This window comes from Reinekea forsetii, assembly GCF_002795845.1.
Classification (GTDB): Bacteria; Pseudomonadota; Gammaproteobacteria; order Pseudomonadales; family Natronospirillaceae; genus Reinekea; species Reinekea forsetii.
This window is the reverse complement of record NZ_CP011797.1, coordinates 140,881-162,460: the sequence shown is the minus strand read 5'-3', so window position 1 is coordinate 162,460 and position 21,580 is coordinate 140,881. Positions and strand designations below refer to the sequence as shown.

The window sequence follows — 21,580 nt, the reverse complement described above, 5'->3', positions numbered from 1 at the left end:
TATCCCCCTCCATGGAGATCCCTGGATGCAGCGTGTATTAAGAAACGGGCAATTGTTGATCGGAAACATCCTGCGCGTATTGCTCGTCGGCCTCTTGCTCGCCAGCGGCGGCCTGGCCGAGGCCTTGCCGGGCTGGGCCTCGAGCGACGGGCAGAGCACCCAGGTTGTTGATCATGGCGCCTGGCAGCGCTTCCTCGATACCTTTTTACACACCGACGCGGCCGGCCAGACCTACCTTGACTACGCTCGGGTGACCCCGTCCCACCGAGCTCAGCTGGGTGCCTATCTGACTGAGCTGCAAGCCATTGACCCGCTCACCCTAAACCGGGCCGAACAGCAGGCCTATTGGCTTAATCTCTATAATGCCGCGACCGTCGAGGTGGTGCTGGGCGACTATCCGGTCAAGAGCATTCGCGCTATTGGTGGCGCATTTGGAGGCCTTGTCCCGACTGGCCCCTGGAGCGCTGAACGGGTTCGAGTCAATAACCAGATGCTCAGCCTGGATGATATTGAACATGGCATCTTTCGCCCCAAGTTTAACGACTATCGCGCTCACTTTGCCTTTAATTGTGGCGCCAAGGGCTGTCCCAACTTAGCGGCCCAGGCGTTCACCGGACTCACCCTGGAGGCAGAGCTCAATGCTGCGGCGCGGGCCTTTATCAATCACCCACGGGGCGTGCGTCTGCAAGACGGCAGTTTGACGCTGTCCAAGATTTTCGACTGGTATCGGGCCGACTTTGTGGCCGAGGAACGGGATTTGCCGATATTATTAGCTGCCTTTGCCGAACCCATGCTGCGCGCCCAGCTGGCAGACTACAACGGCCGCATCAGCTATGAATACGATTGGTCACTCAATGAGGCAGCACCATCACTATGAAGAAATTATTGCTTTTAGCCCTATTACTGCTTGTTGTCGGCTTGTTTTTCTATTTGGATCTAGGCGCTTGGTTTACCTTAGCGCAACTAAAGACTCAGCAGAGCACCCTGGCCGCCTATCGGGCCGAGCATCCGATCGGGCTAGCGCTGCTCTATTTGCTGACCTACATCGGCGTAACCGCTTTGTCGTTGCCCGGTGCCGCGCTCATGACCCTGACCGGGGGCGCTGTCTTTGGCCTGGTTCAGGGCACCGTGCTGGCCAGCATTGGCGCCAGCATTGGCGCCACCCTGGCATTTTTAATGGCTCGCTTCGTGATCGGTGGCTGGGTGCAAAGCAAATTTGCCGACCGCATTGCCCCCTTCAACCGAGGTATCGAGCAAGATGGCGCCTTTTACTTGTTTTCGCTCCGCCTGGTACCGGTGTTCCCATTCTTTATCATCAACGTGGTCATGGGCCTGACCACCATTAGGGTATGGACCTTCTATTGGGTCAGCCAGGTCGGCATGTTGGCCGGTGCCGCCGTGTACGCCAATGCCGGCACCCAATTGGCAAAAATCGATAGCCTGTCAGGCATCGCCTCACCCAGCCTACTGTTGTCTTTTGTGCTGCTCGGTCTGTTCCCGCTGGTGGCTCGAAAGTCGTTGACTTGGCTGCGTCGACGCCAAGACACATCAAACTCCTTGCGCTGACGCGTGACAATCCTTGGTGTCCGGGTCCGGGCTTAGCGTTGTCTGGCGCGAGCCTTGCCGATTGCGGCATACAACGCGGATCAAAGAGCCATTCGATCTGCGGCCAATCTTAGGTATACTGGCACCTAACTAGCGCCGGAATGAGTCTAATGTCTATTCGAGTCTTGCTCAGCAGTCTACTGCTGATGACCACCCTGGCCCTGACCGGCTGCGGCAATAGGCCGACAGAGCTGACCTTGCCGAGCGCTGAGCGCACTAACATGAGCAATGCTGACCGCATTCAACCCTAAAGCATTAAGGCCCAACCCTAATATGGCTGCATTTCATTACCAAGCGAACCAACTGTTTATCGAACAGGTCTCTGTGGCAGAGCTGGCCAAGACTTACGGCACGCCCTTGTACGTCTATTCTCGCAGTGCCATCGAGCAACAGCTTGCGGCCTATCAGGAGGGTTTGGGTGACCACCCGGGGCTAATCTGTTATGCCGTGAAGGCCAATTCGAACTTGGGTGTGCTGAGCTGTTTAGCGCAGCGCGGTGCCGGTTTTGATATCGTCTCGATCGGTGAGCTGGAACGGGTCTTATTGGCCGGCGGCGATCCAGCCAAAGTGGTTTTTTCCGGCGTAGCGAAAAAGGCCAGCGAGATGCGCCGCGCCTTAGAAGTTGGCATACACTGTTTTAATGTCGAATCCGCGGCCGAGTTGGAAAGGCTTAATGAGGTGGCCGGTGAACTGCAGGTCCAGGCACCCATTTCCTTGCGGGTTAATCCCGATGTTGACGCCCAAACCCATCCCTATATCTCCACTGGGCTGAAGGAAAACAAGTTTGGTGTCGATTTCCGTCAGGCGCGGGCCTTCTATCAACGGGCGGCCGCCCTACCGCACATTCGCATCGTGGGCATGGATTGCCATATTGGCTCCCAGCTGCTGGTCTCGAAACCCTTCGAAGATGCCGTCGATCGCCTGCTGGCCCTGGTCGATGAACTCAAGACCGATGGCATTCAACTGGACCATATCGATATGGGCGGCGGCATCGGCGTGCAGTACACCGAGGACGATCAGGAGCCCGATGTCAGGGCCTACGTCGGCCTGTTGGTAGAGCGCATTAAAGGCCGAGATCTGGCTTTGGTTTTGGAGCCCGGCCGCAGCATCGTCGCCAATGCGGGTATTCTGGTGACCGAGGTGGAATACCTTAAGAGCAATGATGAGCACCACTTTGCCATTGTCGATGCCGGCATGAACGACCTAATCAGGCCCTCTCTGTATCAGGCCTGGATGGATATAGTCCCGGTCAACAAGGCGTCGGTCGGACAACAGGCGAGTTGGGATGTGGTCGGGCCGATCTGTGAAACCGGTGATTTTTTCGGCAAGGGCCGTGCCCTGAGTCTGCAGGCCGGCGACTTGCTGGCGGTGATGTCCGCCGGCGCCTATGGTTTTGTGATGGCGTCCAACTATAACAGTCGTGGCCGCCCAGCCGAGATTTTGGTCTCTCAGGGTCATGTCCAGGTGGTGCGTCAGCGAGAAACCATGGAGTCCTTATGGTCATTAGAAGCCACAGCCGACGCCTGAATAGGCTTCGTTAGAACGCGGAATATTCGCGGTATGGGTAACGACCCTACCGTCCAAATTAGGCAGCAGAGGCAAGCATGCGGTTAAAGTTTACAAAGATGCACGGTTTGGGCAATGACTTTATGGTGATCGACGGCGTCACCCAAAATGTCGAACTCAGTGCGACAGAAATTGAACAGTGGTCCGATCGGCACTTCGGTATCGGTTTTGATCAGCTGCTGTTGGTCGAGCCGCCCACCCGGCCCGATCGCGACTTTCGCTATCGAATCTTTAATGCCGATGGCAGCGAAGTGGAAAATTGCGGCAACGGCGCGCGCTGCTTTGCGCGTTTCGTCACCGATCAGCGCCTGACCGAACAAACCTCGATCCGGGTTGAAACCGCCGGTGGTGATCTGGAGCTGCATATTCAGGACGATGGCCAGGTTACCGTCGATATGGGTCGGCCACGCTTGGCCCCAGCAAAAATCCCCTTTAATGCCCCCGACCGGCTCGACCTCTATGACTTGCAGGTGAATCAACAGACCCTGCAAATCAGCGCCGTTAATATGGGCAATCCACACTGTGTGATCCGAGTTGAGGATGTGCTGCGGGCCGATGTAGAACAACTGGGTCCACAGATCGAAAGCCATCTCGCCTTCCCGCAACGCGTCAATGTTGGCTTCCTCGAAGTGGTTAACCGCAGCCAGGTCCGCTTGCGCGTGTTTGAACGCGGCGTCGGTGAAACCCTGGCTTGTGGCACCGGCGCGTGCGCCGCCGTTGTGGCCGGGATCATCAATGGCTGGCTCGACCATGAGGTGTCTGTCACACTACCAGGTGGCGTTTTAGCCATTCAATGGTCGGGCGAAGGCAACGTTATGATGACCGGTCCCGCCAGCCGGGTGTTCGAAGGAGTTTTATCGTGAAAAAGTTGTTTCAACAGCTTGGTTCGGCCGAGACCGACGTCGTACGCTATTTAAAACAGCATCCTACTTTTTTTGAAGATCATCCGAATCTACTCAAGACGCTACATATTCGTCATGACAGTGGCCAGGCGATCTCCTTGATGGAGCGTCAGAATAGCATTTTACGCACTGAAAACAGCGCCATGATCGATCGTATAAGTCAGTTTATTAGTGTCGCCCAGCGCAACGACCAGCTGTTTTTAAACTTGCAGGCCTTGTCACTAGAACTGATTACCTGTCGTACCCTAAACGAGATCAGCCATACCCTGACCCAGGGCTTGACCGGCCGATTCGAGGTTGAAGAAGCACAACTGGTCTTCAACCACCTGCCCGGCGACACCGACGACTCTTGGCGCGCCTGCGATGCCAACGCCTTAGAGCTGCATTTCCCAGAGACGGTGGCGCATTTAAGGAATCAATGTGGTGAATTCGACTCGGCGGCACGGCAGTTTATCTTCGGCGACGCCGCCGTCCGATCCATGGCCGTTGCCGCCATTTCGCTCAATGGCCAGGCCATCGGTCTACTGGCCCTAGGCAGTCGCGATGCGCTGCACTTTAAGTCGAGCACCGACACTTTGTTTCTGGGCTATCTGGCCATGGTGGTCAGTCAGCTGTTGGTTCGCTTTTAAGCTCTATCTGGATCTTGTCCATCAGACTGAGGCCGACATGGGCATCGTAGTAGGCGGCCTCATTGATAAAGGCACCGTAGACAACTTTACTACCGGTATAGGCTAGGGTATCTCCGGCCAACGTCATAAAAAACGGGTCGCCCGGCGCAATCGGCTGGTAGTCTCTGTCCTGCAAGTCCGGATGCACCATCGCGGTTAATTCACCTTGCTCATTTTCCGGCAGGACCACCTTTTCGACAAAGCAGAAGCCCTCGCGCTGCCCCGCTAAATTCGGCAAGGTGCCTCGATTAAAGGCATCTAAATAGTCCAGGCAATGCATCACCACCACCTGGGTTTCATTGTATACATCGGCCCGAAGTAAGCCCTGGGGGACCGGCCCCACCTCGACCAAAAACCCGTTGTAACGCCCCACTGAGGTGAGAAAGGTGTCACTCAGGCGTTCACCCGGGTCCATAAATAATTTCGCATGGGGCAGTTGCTGCTGCACATAGAAGGCCATGCCGACCACCAGCGGGTCTTCACTGTTAAAGATCAATGAGGTACCCATATTGGCGGTGGTGGTGTGTAAATCGATAACAAAGTCGACTCGGGGATCTTCCTTCGGGCCGAGCAACGCGTTGAGGGCCTTGGCCTGCTGGTGTTCATAACCGAGGAGAGCGGTATTGTTGAGATCATCAAGACTGAACTGACGGTTTAGATCCTGATCGATATAACGTCGATTGAGCCCGTTAGCCCTGGGGTTGGTTAGGTGCAATTCGGTGGTAAAGCTCGAGCGAGCCACCTGTGCGGGGTCAGAGCGCCAATGTTTTAACAGATGAACACCGGTCAATTCATTACCATGGGTGCCACCGGTAATGGCAACCTGCTTAATGTGCGGCATAATACTCAACCTCGAAGGAACAAAAGGGGAATGGAATCAGCTTAACAGCTTTGGCCTTGTTGATCCGCTGATTTTCCACATCCAACACCGAGATTTAGAGCGCGCCCGAGCCGACGTCCCGGGGCGACCTGCTGTACTCAAAAACCATCGACTTGCCCGCCCGCCTTGGCCATACTGACGCGAAAACCCGTCGATAGGAGACACAGATGCGCATCGCCATGATCTGGGCAATGGCCAATAACGGCGTCATAGGGCGCCAGAACAAGTTGCCTTGGCACCTGCCCAATGACCTAAAATACTTCAAGCGCCTGACCAGCGGCAAAACTGTGATCATGGGCCGCAAGACCTATGAAAGCATTGGCCGCCCGTTGCCGAATCGGATCAACATAGTCATCACGCGTGCGAAGGATTTTCACGCCGAGGGCATCAAGGTGGTCAATAGTTTGCCAGCCGCACTGGAGCTGGCGGCGGCCGAGACGCTGATAGCCGGCGCCGAGGAAGTCATCGTGATCGGCGGTGCCGAGATATATAAGCTCTGTCTGCCCTTGGCGGAACGCCTCTACGTGACCCTAGTGCATGCCGATGTCGATGGCGATGCGCGCTTCCCCGAGTGGGATCGGCAGGCCTATCAAGAAATCGGCCGCGAGGACTTCAGCGCGGACGGTCCCAATCCGTATGACTATTCCTTTGTGGTGTTTGACAAGATTCGCCACTGAGTGCGCCGCCCGGCTTTATTCCAGTGGCGTGTCGGGCAGATTACGAATCTGCCCGACAATCAACAGCGCCGCTATGGAACAAACGCAGATGCCAAGCAGTATAGGCAACAGGGTGTCGTTATAGAACCAACCCACCAGAGCCGACACCAGCACGGCGACCACATTCGATACCGAACCCACCACCGCAGCGCCGATCCCGGCCATCCGTCCCAGTGGCACCATCGCCAAGGCGTTCAAATTGCCGAACAGAATACCGACGCAAAAAAACATCAGAAAACCCAAGCCCATAAAGGCCCACAAGGGTGGAATACCCTGATTCCCAAAGGCGATCAGAGTCAGCAGCGTGGTAAAAAATAGCAGGCCCCAGAGGCCAGTCACCGTCAGACGCTCGGCGCCAAAGCGCACCACCAGGCCACTGTTTGCAAAGGACGCAACACCGATGCCAAAGGCTAGGGCGCCGAAGTAGAACGGGAAAGCCTCGCCGAGTTGGTATATACCCTGGAAAATGGCCTGCGCGGAGGCTACATAGGATAACAGGGCCCCGAAAATCAGCCCTGCCGTAATCGAGAAACCCAGTACCCTCGGGTGATGCACCACCGCGACGGTGGTGCGCCAGATGGCTTGCACGCGAAACGGCCGCCGATTGGCAACGCCTAAGGTTTCTGGCTGTCTTATCACCAACCAGAGTGCGGCAATGGTCGACAGGACAATAAACAAACCAAAGATGGCGCGCCAACTGAACGCCAGCAGGACTGCCTGACCGACCAGAGGGGCCACCATCGGCACCATGATAAAGACCATCATAACAAAGGACATGACCCGCGCCATGGCGTCGCCAACATAGATATCGCGTACCAATGCCAGTGATGCGATACGCGGTCCGGCGACACCAATACCCTGGAGCACTCGACCGACCAGTAACATCGGTAAACTGGTCGCCGTCATGGCCAACATGGAACCGAGACAAAATAATAGGATGCCGGTGAGGATGCCGAACTTTCGGCCATAGGAGTCGGACAGGGGCCCGAAAAAGAGCTGTCCAAATGACATGCCAAATATCAGCGAGGTAATCACCCATTGGGTCTGACGCATATCCTGAACACCCAAATCGCTGGCTATCTGCGGCAGGGCGGGCAACATTGCATCGATACTCAGCGCCACCAACGAGCTGATCAGCCCGACCAAGGCAATAAACTCGGCGAGCGGAGGTGAGGCTTTGGTTCGAGCTTGAGACGAGGCGGTCATGTTGTTCCTACGGGGCGAACTTCGGCCGCGCAGTCTAGCACAGCCGATGGCCGGCTCTAGGCTTTTGTTCATCCTTACCCGGTCCTGAACGAGCCGCCGGCGACGAACCTGCAAACAAACATTTACAGGTCGATATAAAAAAACCGCCGAGCGCGGTTTTTTTATTTTAGCAACTAGCGTGGACCGATTGTTTGAGCCTTAGCGTTGCCACACATCGCGCAAACCGATGGTCTTATTAAACACTAGAGCATCGCCCGTGGAATCGAATCGATCGACGACAAAGTAGCCTTCACGCTCAAACTGAAAACTGGCTTCCGGTGCGGCGGTCTTGAGACTGGGTTCGACAATACAGTCGGTCAGAATCGACAATGAATCGGGATTGATAAAGCTCATGAAATCATTGTCGCCCTTATCCGGGGTCGGATGATTAAAGAGTCGATCGTAGACCCGCACCGTGGCCGGCAAGCCGTGCTCGGCCGATACCCATTGGATCACGCCGCGCGGCTTGATGCCGTCGATGTTATTGCCGACCGAGTCGGCTACCACCGTCGCCTGAATTTCGCTGATCTGGCCGTCGGCATCTTGGCTAAAACTTTCCGCCTTGATGATATAGGCACCGCGCAAGCGCACGTAATCGCCGGGCACTAGGCGTTTGAATTTCTTGCGCGACAGGCTGCTGTCCAGATTAAAGTCATCCCGGTCGATCCACAATTCTCGACTCAATGGCACATCTCGCTCACCCAGTTCCGGCTTATTCGGATGGGCTGCCATGCTCAGTATCTCTTGATGACCCTCGGGCAGATTGGTCAACACGACCCGCAGCGGGTTCATCACCGCCATCGCGCGCGGTGCATTGTCGTTGAGATCGTCGCGAATTGAGGCTTCCAACATGCCCAGGTCGACGACCGTGCCGACGGCCCGAGAAATACCCGAGGCATCGATAAAATGACGAATGGCCGCGGGCGACACACCACGCCGACGCATGCCGCTGATGGTCGGCATCCGCGGATCGTCCCAACCGTCGACTACCTGTTCATCGACCAGTTTTTTCAACTTACGTTTGCTGGTAATGGTGTAGTTCAAATTCAAACGCGCGAATTCAACCTGGCGCGGCCGAGACGGCACCGGCAACTGATCGAGAAACCAGTTATAAAGCGGCCGATGGTCTTCAAATTCCAACGAGCAGAGCGAATGCGTCACGCCTTCGAGCGCATCACCCTGACCGTGAGCAAAGTCATAACTCGGGTAGATGCACCACTTGTTACCCGTTTGGTGGTGCTCAACCTTGCGAATGCGATAGATAATTGGATCGCGCATATTTAAATTGGGTGAGGCCATATCGATTTTTGCACGCAGCGAACAGCGGCCCTCATCGAACGCGCCGTCTTTCATCTGCGCGAACAGCTCGAGGTTTTCGGCCACGCTGCGGCTGCGGAATGGACTGTCTTGGCCCGGCTCGGTGAGCGAACCGCGCGCGCTGCGCAGTTGCTCGGCGTTTAGGTCACAGACATAGGCTTTGCCCTGCTCGATCAAATGGACCGCCCAGGCGTGTAACTGATCGAAATAGTCCGAGGTGAACTTAACCGGCGCCTGCCAGGTAAAGCCCAACCAACGGATATCTTCCTCGATCGCGTCAATATAGGACTGCTCTTCTTTTTCCGGGTTGGTGTCATCGAAACGCAGATTGGTTTCGCCCTGGAATTCCTGCGCGAGACCAAAATTGACGCAGATCGCCTTGGCATGGCCGATATGCAAATAGCCATTGGGTTCCGGCGGAAAACGGGTAACGATTTTAGTGTGCAGGCCGGCTTTCAGATCATTGTCGATGATTGTCCGCAAAAAGTTGGACGATTGTTCAGTCATGTAGGCGCTTCTCTGTTCCAGGGCGTGGGAACCGCCGATTATAACGATTCCCGGCCGGTTAAACAGGCGCAAAGGCAAAGAAAACCGCTGGCCCAACGAGAAAGGTCGATTTTAGGCCTCGCCGTGCCGACTCAGCGAGCGGGCAGGCCGAACCGGCACGAGGCTCTGCCCACTTTGACTGCAAAAAAAACCGACACAAGCGCCTCAAAATGGGCTCCAGGACTGTTTCTGTCGGCTATTCAGGGCGATGTTTAACCATCCGCCGCAGACCCAAAATCGACAACAGACCCATGCCAAATAACAACAGGGTAGCGGGTTCGGGCACATCCACCAACTCGATCGCGGCCAGCGCGAAGTCACTGTTGTACGGATTGCCCAAGTACGGATGAGCGCCCAGGTAGAGGTTGGTCACCCCGCTAAAGAGTCCGGCACTGGTCAGGTCTAAGGCATTATCTAGCGTCGCGGTGAGAAAACCGGTGTGATCATTGTCGGCGGTTCCTTCCCAGATACCATAGTTCAGATAGCCGACGTCGCTACCAATTGAGGCATGTTCGGCGACTCGATCGGTGGGTGAGGCCGCGAACAGGTCGAGCAAAGTAACCGATTTAATATCGACCGCCGATGAAAACATCACCTGCAACAACTCAACACCATAGGTGACTTCGTCATCGCCAATGCCGATACCATCGGTTTCACATTGCAGGCCCTGGCCGCCAACATCTAAGCAGGGTTGCTGGCCGTCATAGGGGGTGTTGGTGAAGGGCACCTGCTGGCCATAACGGTTATAGGCGATCAGGGTTACATCCAAATCACCATAGGCAACGGTGTGTGGCGTGCCAGCGGCAGACCATTGAGTAGCGTCGGTGAAGTCGATCAACGTGGCGTGGGCGGCACTGGCCGCAACAATGAGTGCGCCGGCGGCGAGCCAGCCTCTTGCGTAAGACAACATAGGGCATATTCCTTTTGCTGGTTGAATGGCACATTCAATAAAGCAAAAACCAGACCTATTCCTAAGCGCGGCCAGGCGACACTGGCCCCAGGTGGGGCGGACCCGAGTGTCTGTAATCGGCGCGGTGAACTGTATAATCATTCGACGGTTGTGGGCTGTGCATGTCGATTGTTCTTACGCTGTTAAAAACAATCTAAAGCCAAGAGCCATATGGGTAAGGGCCATTGATTGTTGCCCCCTCTTGCAGGTACCTTGTCGAACTGTCGATACAGACCGGCATTAGTGCAGTCGGAGAACGGCCTGCCAACGCGTTGTCGATAGATAAATTTTATTCATATTAACTAACACAGGAAAATACCATGAGTGCTGACGATTCATATATTCCACCCAAGGTATGGCAATGGCATACGCCAAGCGGCGGCAATTGGGCAAATATTAATCGGCCTATTTCCGGCGCAACGCACGACAAGGTATTAGAAAAAGGGCAACACCCTTTTCAATTGTATTCGTTAGCTACACCCAATGGGGTGAAGGTAACCATTATGTTTGAAGAGTTACTCGCCTTGGGAATCAAAGAGGCGGAATACGATGCCTATCTAATCAATATTGGTGAGGGTGATCAGTTCGGTAGTGATTTTGTTAATATTAACCCCAATTCAAAGATCCCCGCCTTGCTCGATCAAAGCAAAACACAAACCGTTCCTATATTTGAATCGGGATCGATTTTGTTTTATTTAGCTGAAAAATTTCAAGTCCTGATCCCTACAGGCGATAAACGCACCCAATGCATGTCCTGGTTGTTTTGGCAGATGGGCAGTGCACCCTATTTAGGCGGTGGCTTTGGTCACTTCTATTCGTATGCTCCGGAGAAATTTGAATATTGTATCGATAGATTTTCTATGGAAGTAAAACGTCAACTGGATGTGCTGGACAAGCACTTAGCCCATAACGACTATATCTGTGGAGATGAATACAGCATTGCCGATATTGCCATCTGGCCTTGGTATGGCGCGCTGGCCTTAAATCGACTGTACGATGCGGCAGAATTTTTAGATTTGGCCTCATACCAACACCTAATGCGTTGGGCTAAACAAATTGATCAACGCCCTGCGGTTAAGCGTGGCGTGATGGTTAATAAGGCTTGGGGAGAGTTGTCGGGCCAACTGCATGAACGTCATGATGCGAGTGATTTTACCGAACGGTCGCAGGATAAAATTACCAAAAAATGAGTTGAATTTGAGATGCTCATCCAGCCTCATCAGGCTGGATGCCGGCGCTCTGTTAAACCTACGGTCAACGGAATCAGCACCAGTAACAGCGACAAGCCGATCACCCCAGTCCAGCCCCAATGCTGGTAGAGCAGACCATTCAAACTGATGCCCAGCCAACCGCCAACATAATAGAACAGCACATAGAGTGCATTGGCGCGGCCGTGGCCGCTGGTCAGGCTGCGATTGAGGGCGCCCACAGCGGCGGCGTGAACACAGAAAAACCCGGCACAGACCGCGGTGAGGCCGACAACCACCGCGATCAAGGACGCCAGCTGCAGCAATAACAGGGCCAGCAACAGCACCAGGCTGCCGGCGACCAGAGTCGCCCGGCTGCCAAAGCGCACGCTCCAGCGACCGGCCAGTGGGGCCATAAAGATGCCCATAATATAGACCAGGTAGAGCGTTGTAGTCGCTTCGGTCGACCAGCCAAAGGGGGCGTCTGCTAGGCGAAAGGGCAGGTAATTAAAAACCGACGAGAAAACCGCGAAGCTGCCCGCGGCGCAAATAAAGTAACGTACCAGCGGCCACTGGGCCAACAGCTGACCATAGCTCAGCGTGCTCTTTACATGAGGGCCTGCGTTGCTCGGCTTGGGCAAGCCGACAACCGCAATGACCGTAGTCAGCACGGTTAAGATGGCGGTGGCCATAAAGGCATAGCGCCAGTCATCGGCCGGGAACAACCAACCGCCCATCAGCCGGCCGCCCAGGCCACCCAAGACCGTCGCGGCGACATAGGAGCCCATGACCACGCTGAGCTTCTCGATCGGCAGTGTCTTACCTAGGTAGGCGGCGATCGAGGTGGTTAGAGCTGGAATAAACAGGCCCTGGACGAAGCGCGCCGCGATTAAAACCGGGAAGCTGTCGGTCAGGGCACAGACCAATCCTGCGCCGGCCACCATCAGGCCACCGACCAGGATAATGGGCTGAATGGGCCAACGATCGACCAGCAAACCAAAGGGCAGATTGGCCAACGCCATACCCAGAATAACCGCCGATACCGCCCAAGATACGCCCGCAATATCGATACCGAATTGGGCTTGCACCATCGGCAACACCGGTTGCGCCAGATAGATATTGGTAAAGGCCGCCGAGACTAAGGCGAATACCATCAATTGCAAACGCAGGTAAGGAAAAGCAGGCATAGTGAACCGCTGTGCAGAGGGAGGCGCACTCTACCATAGGCTGGCCGAGCTCGGTGTCGATCTTTTGTCGTATGGCCTGCCGCCAAACTCTGCGCCGAGGGCTTCGGCTAAACTAAAAAGACCGCGCTCGCGGCCCAAGAAGGCTACAGAGCGCGGTCTGCCAGGTTGCCTAGGCTGGCCGGTATCAGCTCGCCGGCCGAGCCGTTGCTAGCCTAAGCGTCTTTTTGCGCGCGCGCCGATTTCGCATCGGATTGCGCTGTTTGGGCATGTTCCAATACCGACTGGCCTGCGTCGGAAGACGCGTTGATCGCAATGGTTTTGGGCTTCATCGCCTCGGGCACTTCCTTTACCAAACTGATGGACAGGAGCCCGTTTTCAAGAGTCGCCCCGGTGACCTCAACGTAGTCGGCCAAATTAAATTTGCGCTCGAACGTGCGGTGGGCAATACCATGATGGGTGTACTGATGCTGTGCGTCGTCCTGCTTTTTACCCGAGACGCTGAGCACGCCCTTTTCAACATTGATCGACAACTCATCCGGTGCGAATCCGGCGACGGCCAGTCCGATGGCATAGCGATTGTCATCCAGCACTTCAATATTATAAGGCGGATACCCCACGGCGCTGCTGTCCATGCTGAGGGTTGAATCCAATAGGGCAGCGAGGCGGTCGAAACCGATGCTGTTGCGGTACAGGGGGCTAAGGTCAATTGAGTTCATCATATATCCTCCAAGAGAAGCAATACTAAATAAAACCAATTCGTCACCAGGCGGCCCAACAGACCCACCCGTGACAGTTATAAATTTAAGGATTCCGGACCGAATTTCAAGGCCGGTTTGACTGAAAAAAGTAAAATTTAGTCGCAGTTAAATGTCGCCCTTGCGCGCCTAGGGCCAACCTATTCAAGTGGCGCAACCGTTCTCGATCAAGAGCGACGATAGCGCCGTTCGGGTCGACCGACCTGCCCGTAGCTGACTTCCGCGACCACTTCCTGGGTACTGACCAGATACTCCAGATAGCGGCGTGCGGTGGTGCGCGATGCGCCTATCTCAAGCCCCAACTCTTCGGCATTGAGGTGTTGGGTGTGTTGCATGGTGTCGCGCACCTTATCGAGGGTCAAGGCATCGATGCCCTTGGGGGGCCGCGTGGCCTTGCTCGGGCTTGAGACATCATTGATCGGCATCAGCGCATCAACCTGGTCCTGCTGAACCAGCTGCAATTGGTTGAGCTGGGTCAGGTGTTTGGAATAGCGCTGAATGGCATCCTCCAGCCGATCGAACGCCAGAGGTTTTAAGATGTATTCAAACACCCCCGCGTGCAAGGCGGTGCGCAAGGTCTCCACGTCTTTGGCGGCGGTGATCAGAATAATATCGACCTGCTGATTGGCCATGCGCCACTGGCGCAACAGTTCCAGTCCATTGCCGTCGGGCAGGTGGACATCGAGTAAGACCAGTTGCGGCTGGAAAACATCGATAAGATCCTGAGCCTCTTGCACCGAATGCGCGATGCCGCACAGTTCGGTATTGGCAATGCGCTGCACGAAGCGGCGTTGGATCTCGGCATTCTGTGGATCGTCTTCAACGATCGCAATTCTGAGTGGCTCGGCCATGGTACTGGGTTAACCTTTTTTATTATTTTTAGGTATATATAAGATAAAGCGGGTGCCGATGGGATCAACATTTTCCAGATGAATGGTGCCGCCACACTGGTGCATGAGATTGTGAATCAGGTACAGGCCATAACCGTGATCGTTACCGCCCTTGCTGGAGAAACCCTTGGCAAATATCTTGCTCTGAATCGCCTCCGGGATGCCATCGCCCTGGTCCTGTACTTCCACTATTACGTCGTTGCCCATATCGGTCAAGCTGACATACACCCGACCCCCGACACCGGTAAATTGGCGTGTGGCCTCGAAGGCATTTTCAATCAGGTTGCCGAGGATCGAAGCCAGCTGATCCTGAGTTAGGGTCAGGGGTAAGTCGGTCAGATGACTTTCCGGATCGATCACCAGATTCAGGCCCAACTCCTTGGCGCGGTTAAACTTGCCCAGCAGGCAACCGGCAATCACCGGGTCCGGCGTGGCATTGAGCAGCAATTCCAAGAGCGCCTGATGGTCACTGGTCTCGCGCCCGATCAGGGCCAGGGCCTCCTGCTTAGCGTCGAGTTGAATCAACCCAGAAATAGTGTGCAGCTTATTGGAGTATTCATGCGCCTGACTGCGTAACGTCTCGGCATATTGTTCGATTTTGGTTAGCTGCTGACTGATCAGGTCGACCTCATTACGGGGTCTGAAACTCGATACGGCGCCGATGATTTCATCGCCCTGCATCACCGGCAACCGATTAACAATCATCTGCTTGCCGCGCAGCCAGACTTCCAGGTCAAACTGCGGTGCACCGGTTTCCAACATCGTCATCAGGCCGGAATCGGGCAAGATGGTGTCGATCTGTTCACCTTCAAGCAGGGTATCGGGAGACAGGCCAAGCGTTTCAATCGCCTTGCGGTTAAAGGTGGTGATCTGGCCGGCGCGGTTGATGGCAATAATGCCTTCGCGCACCGACTGCAGCGTGGCATCGCGCTCGGTAAAAAGACGCGCGATCTGCTCCGGTTCCAACCCAAGAATTTCCCGCTTGAGGCGCCGAGCGATGGTGATGGCGAAGAACACGCTGCCGCCCATGGCCAGCAGCAACACCCCGGCCAGCCAAACCGAATAGCGGGCAATGGTGGCGTCGACCTGGTCCAAGGAATAGCCGACCGAGACAATGCCGATAATGTTTTCCCCGTTCAGATCGTAGACCGGCGCCTTACCGCGCATGGAATAACCCAGGCTACCCTTTGCCTTGTCGATATAGCCCCGGCCCTGAATCAGCGCCGGCGTGCCCTCGTCGCCATCATCATCGGCCATCGACTTACCCAGTTTGGCACTATTGGGATGGGCTAACCGAATGCCATTGTGATCGCCTACAACAATAAAAAGTGCCTCATTGGTGGCCGCCAAATTTTTCGCGAACCGGTTCAGCCCGGCCATATCGCGCCGTTCGATGCCCACAATAATGGTCGGCGTCAACGCCACGGTCTTCGCGACATTGAGCGCGCGCTGACCAATTTCCTGATCGAGCGAACGGGCCAGATTGAGCCAGGCAAAGCCACCGATCAGGATCGCCTGGGCGACAGAGAGCAGACACAGCACGATAATCAAGCGGGTATTGAGTTTGAGACTGCGATAGCTGCCGCTGGGTGACTTCATAATGTTCCAGGTTCGGCTCAAGGGGAGCTTGAGTCTAGCAAAAAGGTCCGCTCGCCGGCGTGAACAATATGAACAAAATGATCACAAAGACCTTTATGCAATCAACGCACTTAAGCTGTTGCCAATCAGAGTAGCGTCCTATGCTCGGCCGGTCCGGTTGACTCAGCAGCAGTCGACCGGCTCAAATAAAAACAACAATCAACGCACCCAATAAGGAACCACCATGAATTCAAAGCGTACCCTAACAACTGTTCTGGCCACGGCATTGAGCCTGTCGGCCAGCCTGACCATGGCTTGGGAGCCATCCGGTAAGGTCGATTGCATTTCACCATCTGGCCCAGGCGGCGGTTGGGACTTTACCTGCCGTAGTGTGGGTAAAACCCTGGCCGATCTAAAGCTGATCCCCGGCTCCATGCAGACCACCAATATGGCCGGCGCGGGCGGCGGTGTTGCCTTTGCCCATGTTATTGGCAAACGCGGTGACGACAACCAACTGATCGTTGCGGCCTCTACCGCCACCACCACCCGTCTGGCCCAAGGTCAGTACACTGGCATGAACGCCGGCATGGTTAAGTGGGTCGGTGCCTTAGGCGCGGACTATGGCGTTATTGCCGTCGGCAAAGACTCCAAATACCAGAACCTGAATCAGCTGATGGCGGCGATAAAAGCCGATCCGCGTGCGGTGAAGTTTTCCGGCGGCTCAGCCAATGGCGGCTGGGACCATTTGAAAGTGCTGATTGCCGCCAAGGCGGCCGGTGTCGGCAGCTTGCCGAGCATCCCATACCTGTCGTATAACAACGGCGGCGAAGCCATTACTCAGGTCGTTGGCGGACACGTTGATGCCTTCACCGGTGACATCTCCGAAGCCGCTGGTTTCTGGGAATCGGGCGATCTGCGCCTGCTCGCCGTATTAAGTGAAACTCGTCTGCCCGGCAAGTTTGGCTCTATCCCAACCGCTCGTGAACAGGGTATTGATGCTCTGGGTCCAAACTGGCGCGGTTTTTATATGCCTAAAGGTGCCGATGCCGACGCGAAACAATACTGGGTTCAGGCGATCGAAACCCTGTATGACTCGCCAGAGTGGAAAGCGACTATGGCTAAGAATGGCCTAATCCCCTTCCATCCGAAAGCGGACGAATTCGAAGCCTTTGTAACCCAGCAGGTTGCCGATATCGAACAACTTTCACGTGAAATTGGTCTGCTTAAATGACATCAATTGGGGATCGACTCTTGGGTCTTTCCCTGTTGATTCTCGCCCTAGCCTATGGCTGGGGCGCTCAACAGTGGCCTGAACCCTTTGGCGGCAGCGAGACAGTTGGACCGGAAACCTTTCCCACCCTACTGGCGATCATACTTGCGCTGGCCAGCCTCAATATGATGTTCAAACCGGACCCGGATGCCGACTGGCCGCCGCGTAAAACCTTAATCGAACTGGCCATGGCGATCTTAGCGCTGTTTATCTATGCGCTGTTGATCGAACCGGTCGGCTTTATCTTGACCACCCTGGCCTGTGTTGCATTCTTGGCCTGGCGGATGGGCGCGGCACTCAAGCCGGCGCTGATCATTGCCACCGTCGGTGCGGTTGTCGTTTACCTGTTATTTAACAACCTCCTAGATTTACCGTTGCCATTGGGCCTGTTGGAGTTTAACTGATGGAAACCTTTAGTCTTCTTATGGACGGTTTTGCGGTCGCCTTAACCCCGCAAAACCTGCTCTTTGCCTTTGTTGGCGCCTTTGTCGGCACCCTTATTGGCGCCTTACCTGGCCTCGGCCCCGCCAATGGTGTAGCCATCCTGATTCCGCTCGCCTTTTCCCTGGCGCTGCCGGTTGAAACCGCGATGATCCTGCTGACATCGGTCTATGCCGGTGCCATGTACGGTGGCCGAATTTCCTCTATCTTACTCAACATCCCCGGTGATGAGCCGGCCATGATGACCTGCCTCGACGGCTATCCGATGGCGAAAAACGGTAAGGCCGCTGAAGCCCTGGCCATTTCCGCCATCGCATCCTTTGTCGGCGGCGTACTCGGCACCATCGGGTTGATCTTCTTGGCACCGATTCTAGCGCGCTTTGCGCTCAGCTTTGGCCCGGCCGAATATTTTGCTCTCTTTATGTTGGCCTTTGCCACATTGGGCGGCATTACCGGCAAAAACACCGGCAAGACCATTATCGCGGCCGCTCTTGGCCTGATGATTTCGACCGTCGGAATGGATATCTCTACCGGCACCCAGCGCTATACCTTCGGCATTCTGAAGCTCTATGAGGGTATCGACTTTATTCTCGCGATCGTCGGTCTGTTTGCCATTTCCGAACTGCTGTTTTTTGTCGAACATCGGGTCAAGGGTCCGGCGCCGAAAATCGTGGTCGGCAAGTTATCCTTGTCGTTTAAGGAAATCATGGCGTTGGTACCGAGCACCCTACGCGGCGGTCTACTCGGCTTTATTGCCGGGGTTTTGCCGGGCGCTGGGGCATCGCTGGGTAGCTTTATCAGCTATACCTTGGAGAAAAGAATCATCGGTGCAAAGGGCTTTTTTGGTCGCGGTGACCCGCGCGGTGTCGCCGCCCCCGAAGCGGGCAACAATGGCGCGTCCTCTGGTGCGCTGGTGCCCATGCTGACGCTCGGGGTACCCGGCAGTGGCACCACCGCCGTGCTGCTGGCCATGCTGATATCGCTCAATGTTACGCCCGGCCCGCTGATGTTTACCCAGCATGCCGACGTGGTCTGGGGCATCATTGCCGCCCTCTTGATTGGCAACTTTATCCTCTTGTTGTTAAACATTCCGATGATTGGCATCTTCGTCAAGCTGCTGTCGGTGCCGACCCATTATTTACTGCCCATGGTCACCATGGTCGCATTTGTCGGGATTTACTCGATCAGCCACAGTCCATTCGATCTGCAATTTATGGTGGTGTTTGGGATTCTCGGCTACCTGTTGCGCAAGCTGGATATTCCGCTGGTGCCGATCATTCTCGGCTTGCTGCTCGGTCCAGAGATGGAAAAGAACCTCAGCCACGCGTTGATTATCTCCGACGGCAACTGGGGCGTATTATGGGGCAGTTCGCTGGCCATCGGTATCTGGGCGATCGCCTTTGCCGGACTGGTCTTGCCCTATGTCTTTGGTGCCCGGATCCGCCATCAGATGGTTGCTAAGAAGACGCTGGCTAAGGATAGCGACGCCGACTGACGCTGAAATGAAGCCTCGCCGGCACAAGCAAGCCGATGTTCCGACATCGGCTTAATTGCCCTTTCTTAATCTAACCGCCAACCCACTAATGAGTTGCTATGGGTCACCCTCAGTCGTGATGCACACCGCCCTTGCCGTGCACATGGCCATGACCGAGTTCATCGCTGGACGCGTCGCGGACCGACACAATCTCGATGGCAAAAGACAGTGTTTTGCCGGCCAATGGATGGTTCATATCGCAGTCGACATTAAAGCGACCCACCTTCACGAGCGTGACCTGCTTACGACCCTGGTTGGATTCTACCGTCGCGGTCATGCCCGGCAGCCACTTCCGTGCGCCCTGCAGATGTTTAATTGGAATACGCTGAAATGCATCGGCCTGAACTTCGCCATAAGCCTCTAACGGCGTGAGACTGACCTCAACCTTATCACCCCCTGCCTTGCCCATAAGGGCCAATTCTACCCCGGCGAGCATATTGTTGTGGCCGATCAGGATGGTCATCGGTTCGCCACTGTGGCTACTCTCGATCTCGGTGGCCGCTTCACTCATAACATAGTGGAATTCAACTACGGAATTTTTGCTAATTAACATAGGGCATCTCTAGAGTTCGGATAAAGGATGGCAGTGATTGTCGCCGCTAAGAGTGGCCGTGGCAACTGGAAATCGAGCGGCGATCATCTCACTCGACGGGCTCTTATCTGAAACCGACGGCCAGGCAGAAGGCCCAGGACGGGCCCAGTCACTGACTAAAAAAGGACCCAGTCGGCAGAATTATAGCGCCCCAGGGTCTACACTTAAGCAAATTGGCTTACCCAGTCACCTACCGCGATCGGCGGCATCCAGAGCAGAAGCCTAACTAATGAGTCAATCAAGGATCGGAACTATGTCCGAAATGCAGTTTAGGGTTGGTGGGCTGCTATTGCTGGCCGTGGGCTTGGCAGTATTGGTGCTGGGCGGTTATATCCTCTATAGCACCTGGGCTGCCAATGCCCAATTTAACCGAATGGACAGCGCCCTTGGCGGACTGATCACGGAGCTCGGCCACGCCATCGGTGCCGATGTATCTGAATCCTTTCAGCGCGGCGGCGCCTTAACGGCGATCGGGGCCGTGGTCGCGACCTTTGGTTTCTACCTTTTAGGCAAAGTGAAATAGCCCAGCGCCACCAACCGGTGGTGCAGGATTCAATCCAAGCCATGCAACCTGACAAGCTGCTTAAATTACGCTGCTTCCATATAAACCCGCGCGCCGTGGCTTTCTATCTTAAAAATGGCTTCACGGCGACGGCAACAGAGGAACACTTTGTCGTTTTGCAGCGCTCACCCTAGATCAATCCGTTCACCATCGATCTTCACTTCTTTTTTTGCCGTTATGGTGGTTCGTTCGCTGCGTGCCACCCATTGCTTGTGCACACGCTGAAACCAGCGATCGGCCTGGGTATTTTTGCTGTCGAGGATGCGTTCAAACTGCTGGTGGAACAGGGTGAATTCCTGCTTGGCACTGCGATGAATTTTCTCAGCGGTGACGTCCAGTTTTTCGGCAATCACCGTCATTTTTAGCGCCAGCTGGCGAAAGCGGCCGAACTGAAACTGCGCCGCAGCGGCATTGAGTTCTAACGACCGAGTTTGTACGCTCAAGGATTCAGTGCTATCAAAATGCATCGACGCCGCGGCAATCACTAGCTCCCCGGGTACTTGCAAACGCTGGCTGCCGCTATCGTGCGCGATCAATACCGCGGTCAGATAAAACCGAGCACCATCGACCAGCAGTGCGACCCGATCGCCGAGCCCCGGTTGCAGCAAACAGCTCGCGGCCAGTTCGGCGCTCAACAGACCTTGGTCGGTGCGCACTCGGCAGCCGGTCTGCGTTAACAGCACGACCTCACCGAGAATAAGGCCGTTGGCTGCTGGCCAAGGGTTGGCCAGTGCGTGGACATTGGTCATCTGCAACTCCTTCATGAGGGCGCCAATACTTTGGTCTGCGCCGGTTTAATGGTGGCACCCACGCCATTGCCAGGCATGGCGTTCTGCATGGTCATGTCGGTCAGGCGGGTTGCCGGCTGGCCTTCGATCATCACCTTCATGCTGCCTTTACTGTGACGGCACTCGCCCATCATCTTGCTCGACATGACCCCGCCGGCGACCCCGGCATTATCGCCCATGCTCAAGGTCACCACGGTTTTAAGCGAATGGGCCGGTGCGTTGGCGACCATCACCTTCTTGGAGGCCGTACTCGGGTTGGCCATGGTGCTTTGCGCCGAGTTGGGGTAGGGCATCGGGACCGGGCCAGCCGGTGGTACCGGCGTCTTGCAGACATCGGGCATGGCCATATTCATGGCGCCCATCTGGGAATTTAAAAACATCGACCTCTCCTTTGATGCCGTA

Annotated in this window: 23 protein-coding genes; 12 read left to right on the top strand and 11 right to left on the bottom strand. The window is 55.4% G+C overall.

From position 1 onward, the window contains the following. Positions 1-25 precede the first annotated feature (25 nt). The 6 genes from REIFOR_RS00860 to REIFOR_RS00840 all read left to right on the top strand — a co-directional run bounded on the left by REIFOR_RS00860 (position 26) and on the right by REIFOR_RS00840 (position 4,702). A complete protein-coding gene (locus REIFOR_RS00860) occupies positions 26-877 on the top strand; it encodes a DUF547 domain-containing protein (RefSeq protein ID WP_100255763.1) in 852 nt (283 codons plus the stop codon). Further along, entirely contained in the window at positions 874-1,566 is a 693-nt protein-coding gene (locus tag REIFOR_RS00855; RefSeq protein WP_100255762.1) for a TVP38/TMEM64 family protein, read from the top strand. The genes REIFOR_RS00860 and REIFOR_RS00855 overlap by 4 nt, the downstream gene beginning before the upstream one ends. 149 nt (positions 1,567-1,715) lie before the next feature. Then, the gene (locus REIFOR_RS16820; protein WP_158524255.1) at positions 1,716-1,856 is read left to right on the top strand and encodes a hypothetical protein; all 141 of its coding nucleotides are present in this window, start codon (positions 1,716-1,718) and stop codon (positions 1,854-1,856) included. Between the two features lie 22 nt (positions 1,857-1,878). Further along, positions 1,879-3,132 (top strand): diaminopimelate decarboxylase, encoded by a 1,254-nt coding sequence (lysA, locus tag REIFOR_RS00850; protein ID WP_100255761.1) that lies wholly within the window; start codon positions 1,879-1,881, stop codon positions 3,130-3,132. Positions 3,133-3,209: 77 nt separating this feature from the next. Then, entirely contained in the window at positions 3,210-4,034 is an 825-nt protein-coding gene (gene dapF, locus REIFOR_RS00845) for a diaminopimelate epimerase (protein WP_100255760.1), read from the top strand. Next, a complete protein-coding gene (locus REIFOR_RS00840) occupies positions 4,031-4,702 on the top strand; it encodes a DUF484 family protein (protein WP_158524254.1) in 672 nt (223 codons plus the stop codon). The genes dapF and REIFOR_RS00840 overlap by 4 nt, the downstream gene beginning before the upstream one ends. Here the strand turns inward: REIFOR_RS00840 and REIFOR_RS00835 are convergent. Then, positions 4,677-5,582, bottom strand: a complete 906-nt coding sequence (locus REIFOR_RS00835) for an aspartoacylase (RefSeq protein ID WP_100255758.1) — start codon at positions 5,580-5,582, stop codon at positions 4,677-4,679. The two genes, REIFOR_RS00840 and REIFOR_RS00835, sit on opposite strands and share 26 nt — an antisense overlap. A gap of 206 nt (positions 5,583-5,788) precedes the next feature. On the opposite strand from REIFOR_RS00835, the gene REIFOR_RS00830 reads away from it, so the two are divergent. Further along, on the top strand, positions 5,789-6,298 hold the full coding sequence (locus tag REIFOR_RS00830; protein WP_100255757.1) for a dihydrofolate reductase: 510 nt from the start codon (positions 5,789-5,791) through the stop codon (positions 6,296-6,298). 15 nt (positions 6,299-6,313) lie between these two features. Here REIFOR_RS00830 and REIFOR_RS00825 read toward each other — a convergent pair whose 3' ends face one another. The 3 genes from REIFOR_RS00825 to REIFOR_RS00815 form a co-directional block, all read right to left on the bottom strand. Further along, positions 6,314-7,543 (bottom strand): multidrug effflux MFS transporter, encoded by a 1,230-nt coding sequence (locus REIFOR_RS00825; protein ID WP_100255756.1) that lies wholly within the window; start codon positions 7,541-7,543, stop codon positions 6,314-6,316. Between the two features lie 198 nt (positions 7,544-7,741). Further along, positions 7,742-9,406: a glutamine--tRNA ligase/YqeY domain fusion protein gene (locus REIFOR_RS00820; protein WP_100255755.1), complete on the bottom strand. Its 1,665-nt coding sequence runs from the start codon at positions 9,404-9,406 to the stop codon at positions 7,742-7,744. Between the two features lie 235 nt (positions 9,407-9,641). Continuing rightward, a complete protein-coding gene (locus tag REIFOR_RS00815) occupies positions 9,642-10,355 on the bottom strand; it encodes a PEP-CTERM sorting domain-containing protein (RefSeq protein ID WP_158524253.1) in 714 nt (237 codons plus the stop codon). Positions 10,356-10,714: 359 nt separating this feature from the next. On the opposite strand from REIFOR_RS00815, the gene yghU reads away from it, so the two are divergent. Continuing rightward, positions 10,715-11,584 carry a glutathione-dependent disulfide-bond oxidoreductase gene (gene yghU, locus REIFOR_RS00810; protein WP_100255753.1) on the top strand — a complete coding sequence of 290 codons (870 nt, stop codon included), beginning with the start codon at positions 10,715-10,717 and terminating at the stop codon, positions 11,582-11,584. 29 nt (positions 11,585-11,613) lie between these two features. On the opposite strand, the gene REIFOR_RS00805 is transcribed toward yghU, so the two are convergent. The 4 genes from REIFOR_RS00805 to REIFOR_RS00790 all read right to left on the bottom strand — a co-directional run bounded on the left by REIFOR_RS00805 (position 11,614) and on the right by REIFOR_RS00790 (position 16,012). Then, positions 11,614-12,768 (bottom strand): MFS transporter, encoded by a 1,155-nt coding sequence (locus tag REIFOR_RS00805; protein ID WP_100255752.1) that lies wholly within the window; start codon positions 12,766-12,768, stop codon positions 11,614-11,616. Positions 12,769-12,980: 212 nt separating this feature from the next. Beyond that, positions 12,981-13,487 (bottom strand): Hsp20 family protein, encoded by a 507-nt coding sequence (locus REIFOR_RS00800; protein ID WP_319418067.1) that lies wholly within the window; start codon positions 13,485-13,487, stop codon positions 12,981-12,983. 203 nt (positions 13,488-13,690) lie between these two features. Next, positions 13,691-14,374: a response regulator gene (locus REIFOR_RS00795; protein ID WP_100255751.1), complete on the bottom strand. Its 684-nt coding sequence runs from the start codon at positions 14,372-14,374 to the stop codon at positions 13,691-13,693. A 9-nt stretch (positions 14,375-14,383) separates the two neighbouring features. Then, positions 14,384-16,012 (bottom strand): ATP-binding protein, encoded by a 1,629-nt coding sequence (locus REIFOR_RS00790; RefSeq protein ID WP_100255750.1) that lies wholly within the window; start codon positions 16,010-16,012, stop codon positions 14,384-14,386. Between the two features lie 223 nt (positions 16,013-16,235). On the opposite strand from REIFOR_RS00790, the gene REIFOR_RS00785 reads away from it, so the two are divergent. The 3 genes from REIFOR_RS00785 to REIFOR_RS00775 are packed head-to-tail and all read left to right on the top strand — an operon-like array spanning position 16,236 to position 19,197. Then, entirely contained in the window at positions 16,236-17,222 is a 987-nt protein-coding gene (locus REIFOR_RS00785; RefSeq protein WP_100255749.1) for a Bug family tripartite tricarboxylate transporter substrate binding protein, read from the top strand. Beyond that, positions 17,219-17,665 (top strand): tripartite tricarboxylate transporter TctB family protein, encoded by a 447-nt coding sequence (locus tag REIFOR_RS00780; protein ID WP_100255748.1) that lies wholly within the window; start codon positions 17,219-17,221, stop codon positions 17,663-17,665. The genes REIFOR_RS00785 and REIFOR_RS00780 overlap by 4 nt, the downstream gene beginning before the upstream one ends. Further along, complete coding sequence (locus REIFOR_RS00775) at positions 17,665-19,197, top strand: tripartite tricarboxylate transporter permease (RefSeq protein ID WP_100255747.1); 1,533 nt, start codon at positions 17,665-17,667, stop codon at positions 19,195-19,197. The genes REIFOR_RS00780 and REIFOR_RS00775 overlap by 1 nt, the downstream gene beginning before the upstream one ends. A 109-nt stretch (positions 19,198-19,306) precedes the next feature. Here REIFOR_RS00775 and REIFOR_RS00770 read toward each other — a convergent pair whose 3' ends face one another. Continuing rightward, positions 19,307-19,789 carry an FKBP-type peptidyl-prolyl cis-trans isomerase gene (locus tag REIFOR_RS00770; protein WP_100255746.1) on the bottom strand — a complete coding sequence of 161 codons (483 nt, stop codon included), beginning with the start codon at positions 19,787-19,789 and terminating at the stop codon, positions 19,307-19,309. A 292-nt stretch (positions 19,790-20,081) separates the two neighbouring features. Between REIFOR_RS00770 and REIFOR_RS00765 the strand changes: the two genes are divergently transcribed. Continuing rightward, entirely contained in the window at positions 20,082-20,351 is a 270-nt protein-coding gene (locus tag REIFOR_RS00765) for a hypothetical protein (protein ID WP_100255745.1), read from the top strand. 164 nt (positions 20,352-20,515) lie between these two features. On the opposite strand, the gene REIFOR_RS00760 is transcribed toward REIFOR_RS00765, so the two are convergent. After that, positions 20,516-21,139 carry a DUF3540 domain-containing protein gene (locus REIFOR_RS00760; protein ID WP_158524252.1) on the bottom strand — a complete coding sequence of 208 codons (624 nt, stop codon included), beginning with the start codon at positions 21,137-21,139 and terminating at the stop codon, positions 20,516-20,518. A gap of 11 nt (positions 21,140-21,150) precedes the next feature. Next, complete coding sequence (locus REIFOR_RS00755) at positions 21,151-21,558, bottom strand: DUF4150 domain-containing protein (protein ID WP_100255743.1); 408 nt, start codon at positions 21,556-21,558, stop codon at positions 21,151-21,153. Positions 21,559-21,580: the final 22 nt, after the last annotated feature.

Excerpts from the sequence above, each read along its gene's own strand:
- REIFOR_RS00800 (WP_319418067.1), bottom strand. The coding sequence starts at position 13,487 with ATGATGAACTCAATTGACCTTAGCCCCCTGTACCGCAACAGCATCGGT.
- REIFOR_RS00755 (WP_100255743.1), bottom strand. The coding sequence starts at position 21,558 with ATGTTTTTAAATTCCCAGATGGGCGCCATGAATATGGCCATGCCCGAT.
- REIFOR_RS00795 (WP_100255751.1), bottom strand. The coding sequence starts at position 14,374 with ATGGCCGAGCCACTCAGAATTGCGATCGTTGAAGACGATCCACAGAAT.
- REIFOR_RS00860 (WP_100255763.1), top strand. The coding sequence starts at position 26 with ATGCAGCGTGTATTAAGAAACGGGCAATTGTTGATCGGAAACATCCTG.
- REIFOR_RS00770 (WP_100255746.1), bottom strand. The coding sequence starts at position 19,789 with ATGTTAATTAGCAAAAATTCCGTAGTTGAATTCCACTATGTTATGAGT.
- REIFOR_RS16820 (WP_158524255.1), top strand. The coding sequence starts at position 1,716 with ATGTCTATTCGAGTCTTGCTCAGCAGTCTACTGCTGATGACCACCCTG.
- REIFOR_RS00835 (WP_100255758.1), bottom strand. The coding sequence starts at position 5,582 with ATGCCGCACATTAAGCAGGTTGCCATTACCGGTGGCACCCATGGTAAT.
- REIFOR_RS00775 (WP_100255747.1), top strand. The coding sequence starts at position 17,665 with ATGGAAACCTTTAGTCTTCTTATGGACGGTTTTGCGGTCGCCTTAACC.
- REIFOR_RS00830 (WP_100255757.1), top strand. The coding sequence starts at position 5,789 with ATGCGCATCGCCATGATCTGGGCAATGGCCAATAACGGCGTCATAGGG.
- REIFOR_RS00760 (WP_158524252.1), bottom strand. The coding sequence starts at position 21,139 with ATGACCAATGTCCACGCACTGGCCAACCCTTGGCCAGCAGCCAACGGC.
- REIFOR_RS00855 (WP_100255762.1), top strand. The coding sequence starts at position 874 with ATGAAGAAATTATTGCTTTTAGCCCTATTACTGCTTGTTGTCGGCTTG.
- REIFOR_RS00785 (WP_100255749.1), top strand. The coding sequence starts at position 16,236 with ATGAATTCAAAGCGTACCCTAACAACTGTTCTGGCCACGGCATTGAGC.
- lysA (WP_100255761.1), top strand. The coding sequence starts at position 1,879 with ATGGCTGCATTTCATTACCAAGCGAACCAACTGTTTATCGAACAGGTC.
- REIFOR_RS00815 (WP_158524253.1), bottom strand. The coding sequence starts at position 10,355 with ATGTTGTCTTACGCAAGAGGCTGGCTCGCCGCCGGCGCACTCATTGTT.
- REIFOR_RS00825 (WP_100255756.1), bottom strand. The coding sequence starts at position 7,543 with ATGACCGCCTCGTCTCAAGCTCGAACCAAAGCCTCACCTCCGCTCGCC.
- REIFOR_RS00780 (WP_100255748.1), top strand. The coding sequence starts at position 17,219 with ATGACATCAATTGGGGATCGACTCTTGGGTCTTTCCCTGTTGATTCTC.
- REIFOR_RS00805 (WP_100255752.1), bottom strand. The coding sequence starts at position 12,768 with ATGCCTGCTTTTCCTTACCTGCGTTTGCAATTGATGGTATTCGCCTTA.
- REIFOR_RS00765 (WP_100255745.1), top strand. The coding sequence starts at position 20,082 with ATGTCCGAAATGCAGTTTAGGGTTGGTGGGCTGCTATTGCTGGCCGTG.
- yghU (WP_100255753.1), top strand. The coding sequence starts at position 10,715 with ATGAGTGCTGACGATTCATATATTCCACCCAAGGTATGGCAATGGCAT.
- dapF (WP_100255760.1), top strand. The coding sequence starts at position 3,210 with ATGCGGTTAAAGTTTACAAAGATGCACGGTTTGGGCAATGACTTTATG.
- REIFOR_RS00820 (WP_100255755.1), bottom strand. The coding sequence starts at position 9,406 with ATGACTGAACAATCGTCCAACTTTTTGCGGACAATCATCGACAATGAT.
- REIFOR_RS00790 (WP_100255750.1), bottom strand. The coding sequence starts at position 16,012 with ATGAAGTCACCCAGCGGCAGCTATCGCAGTCTCAAACTCAATACCCGC.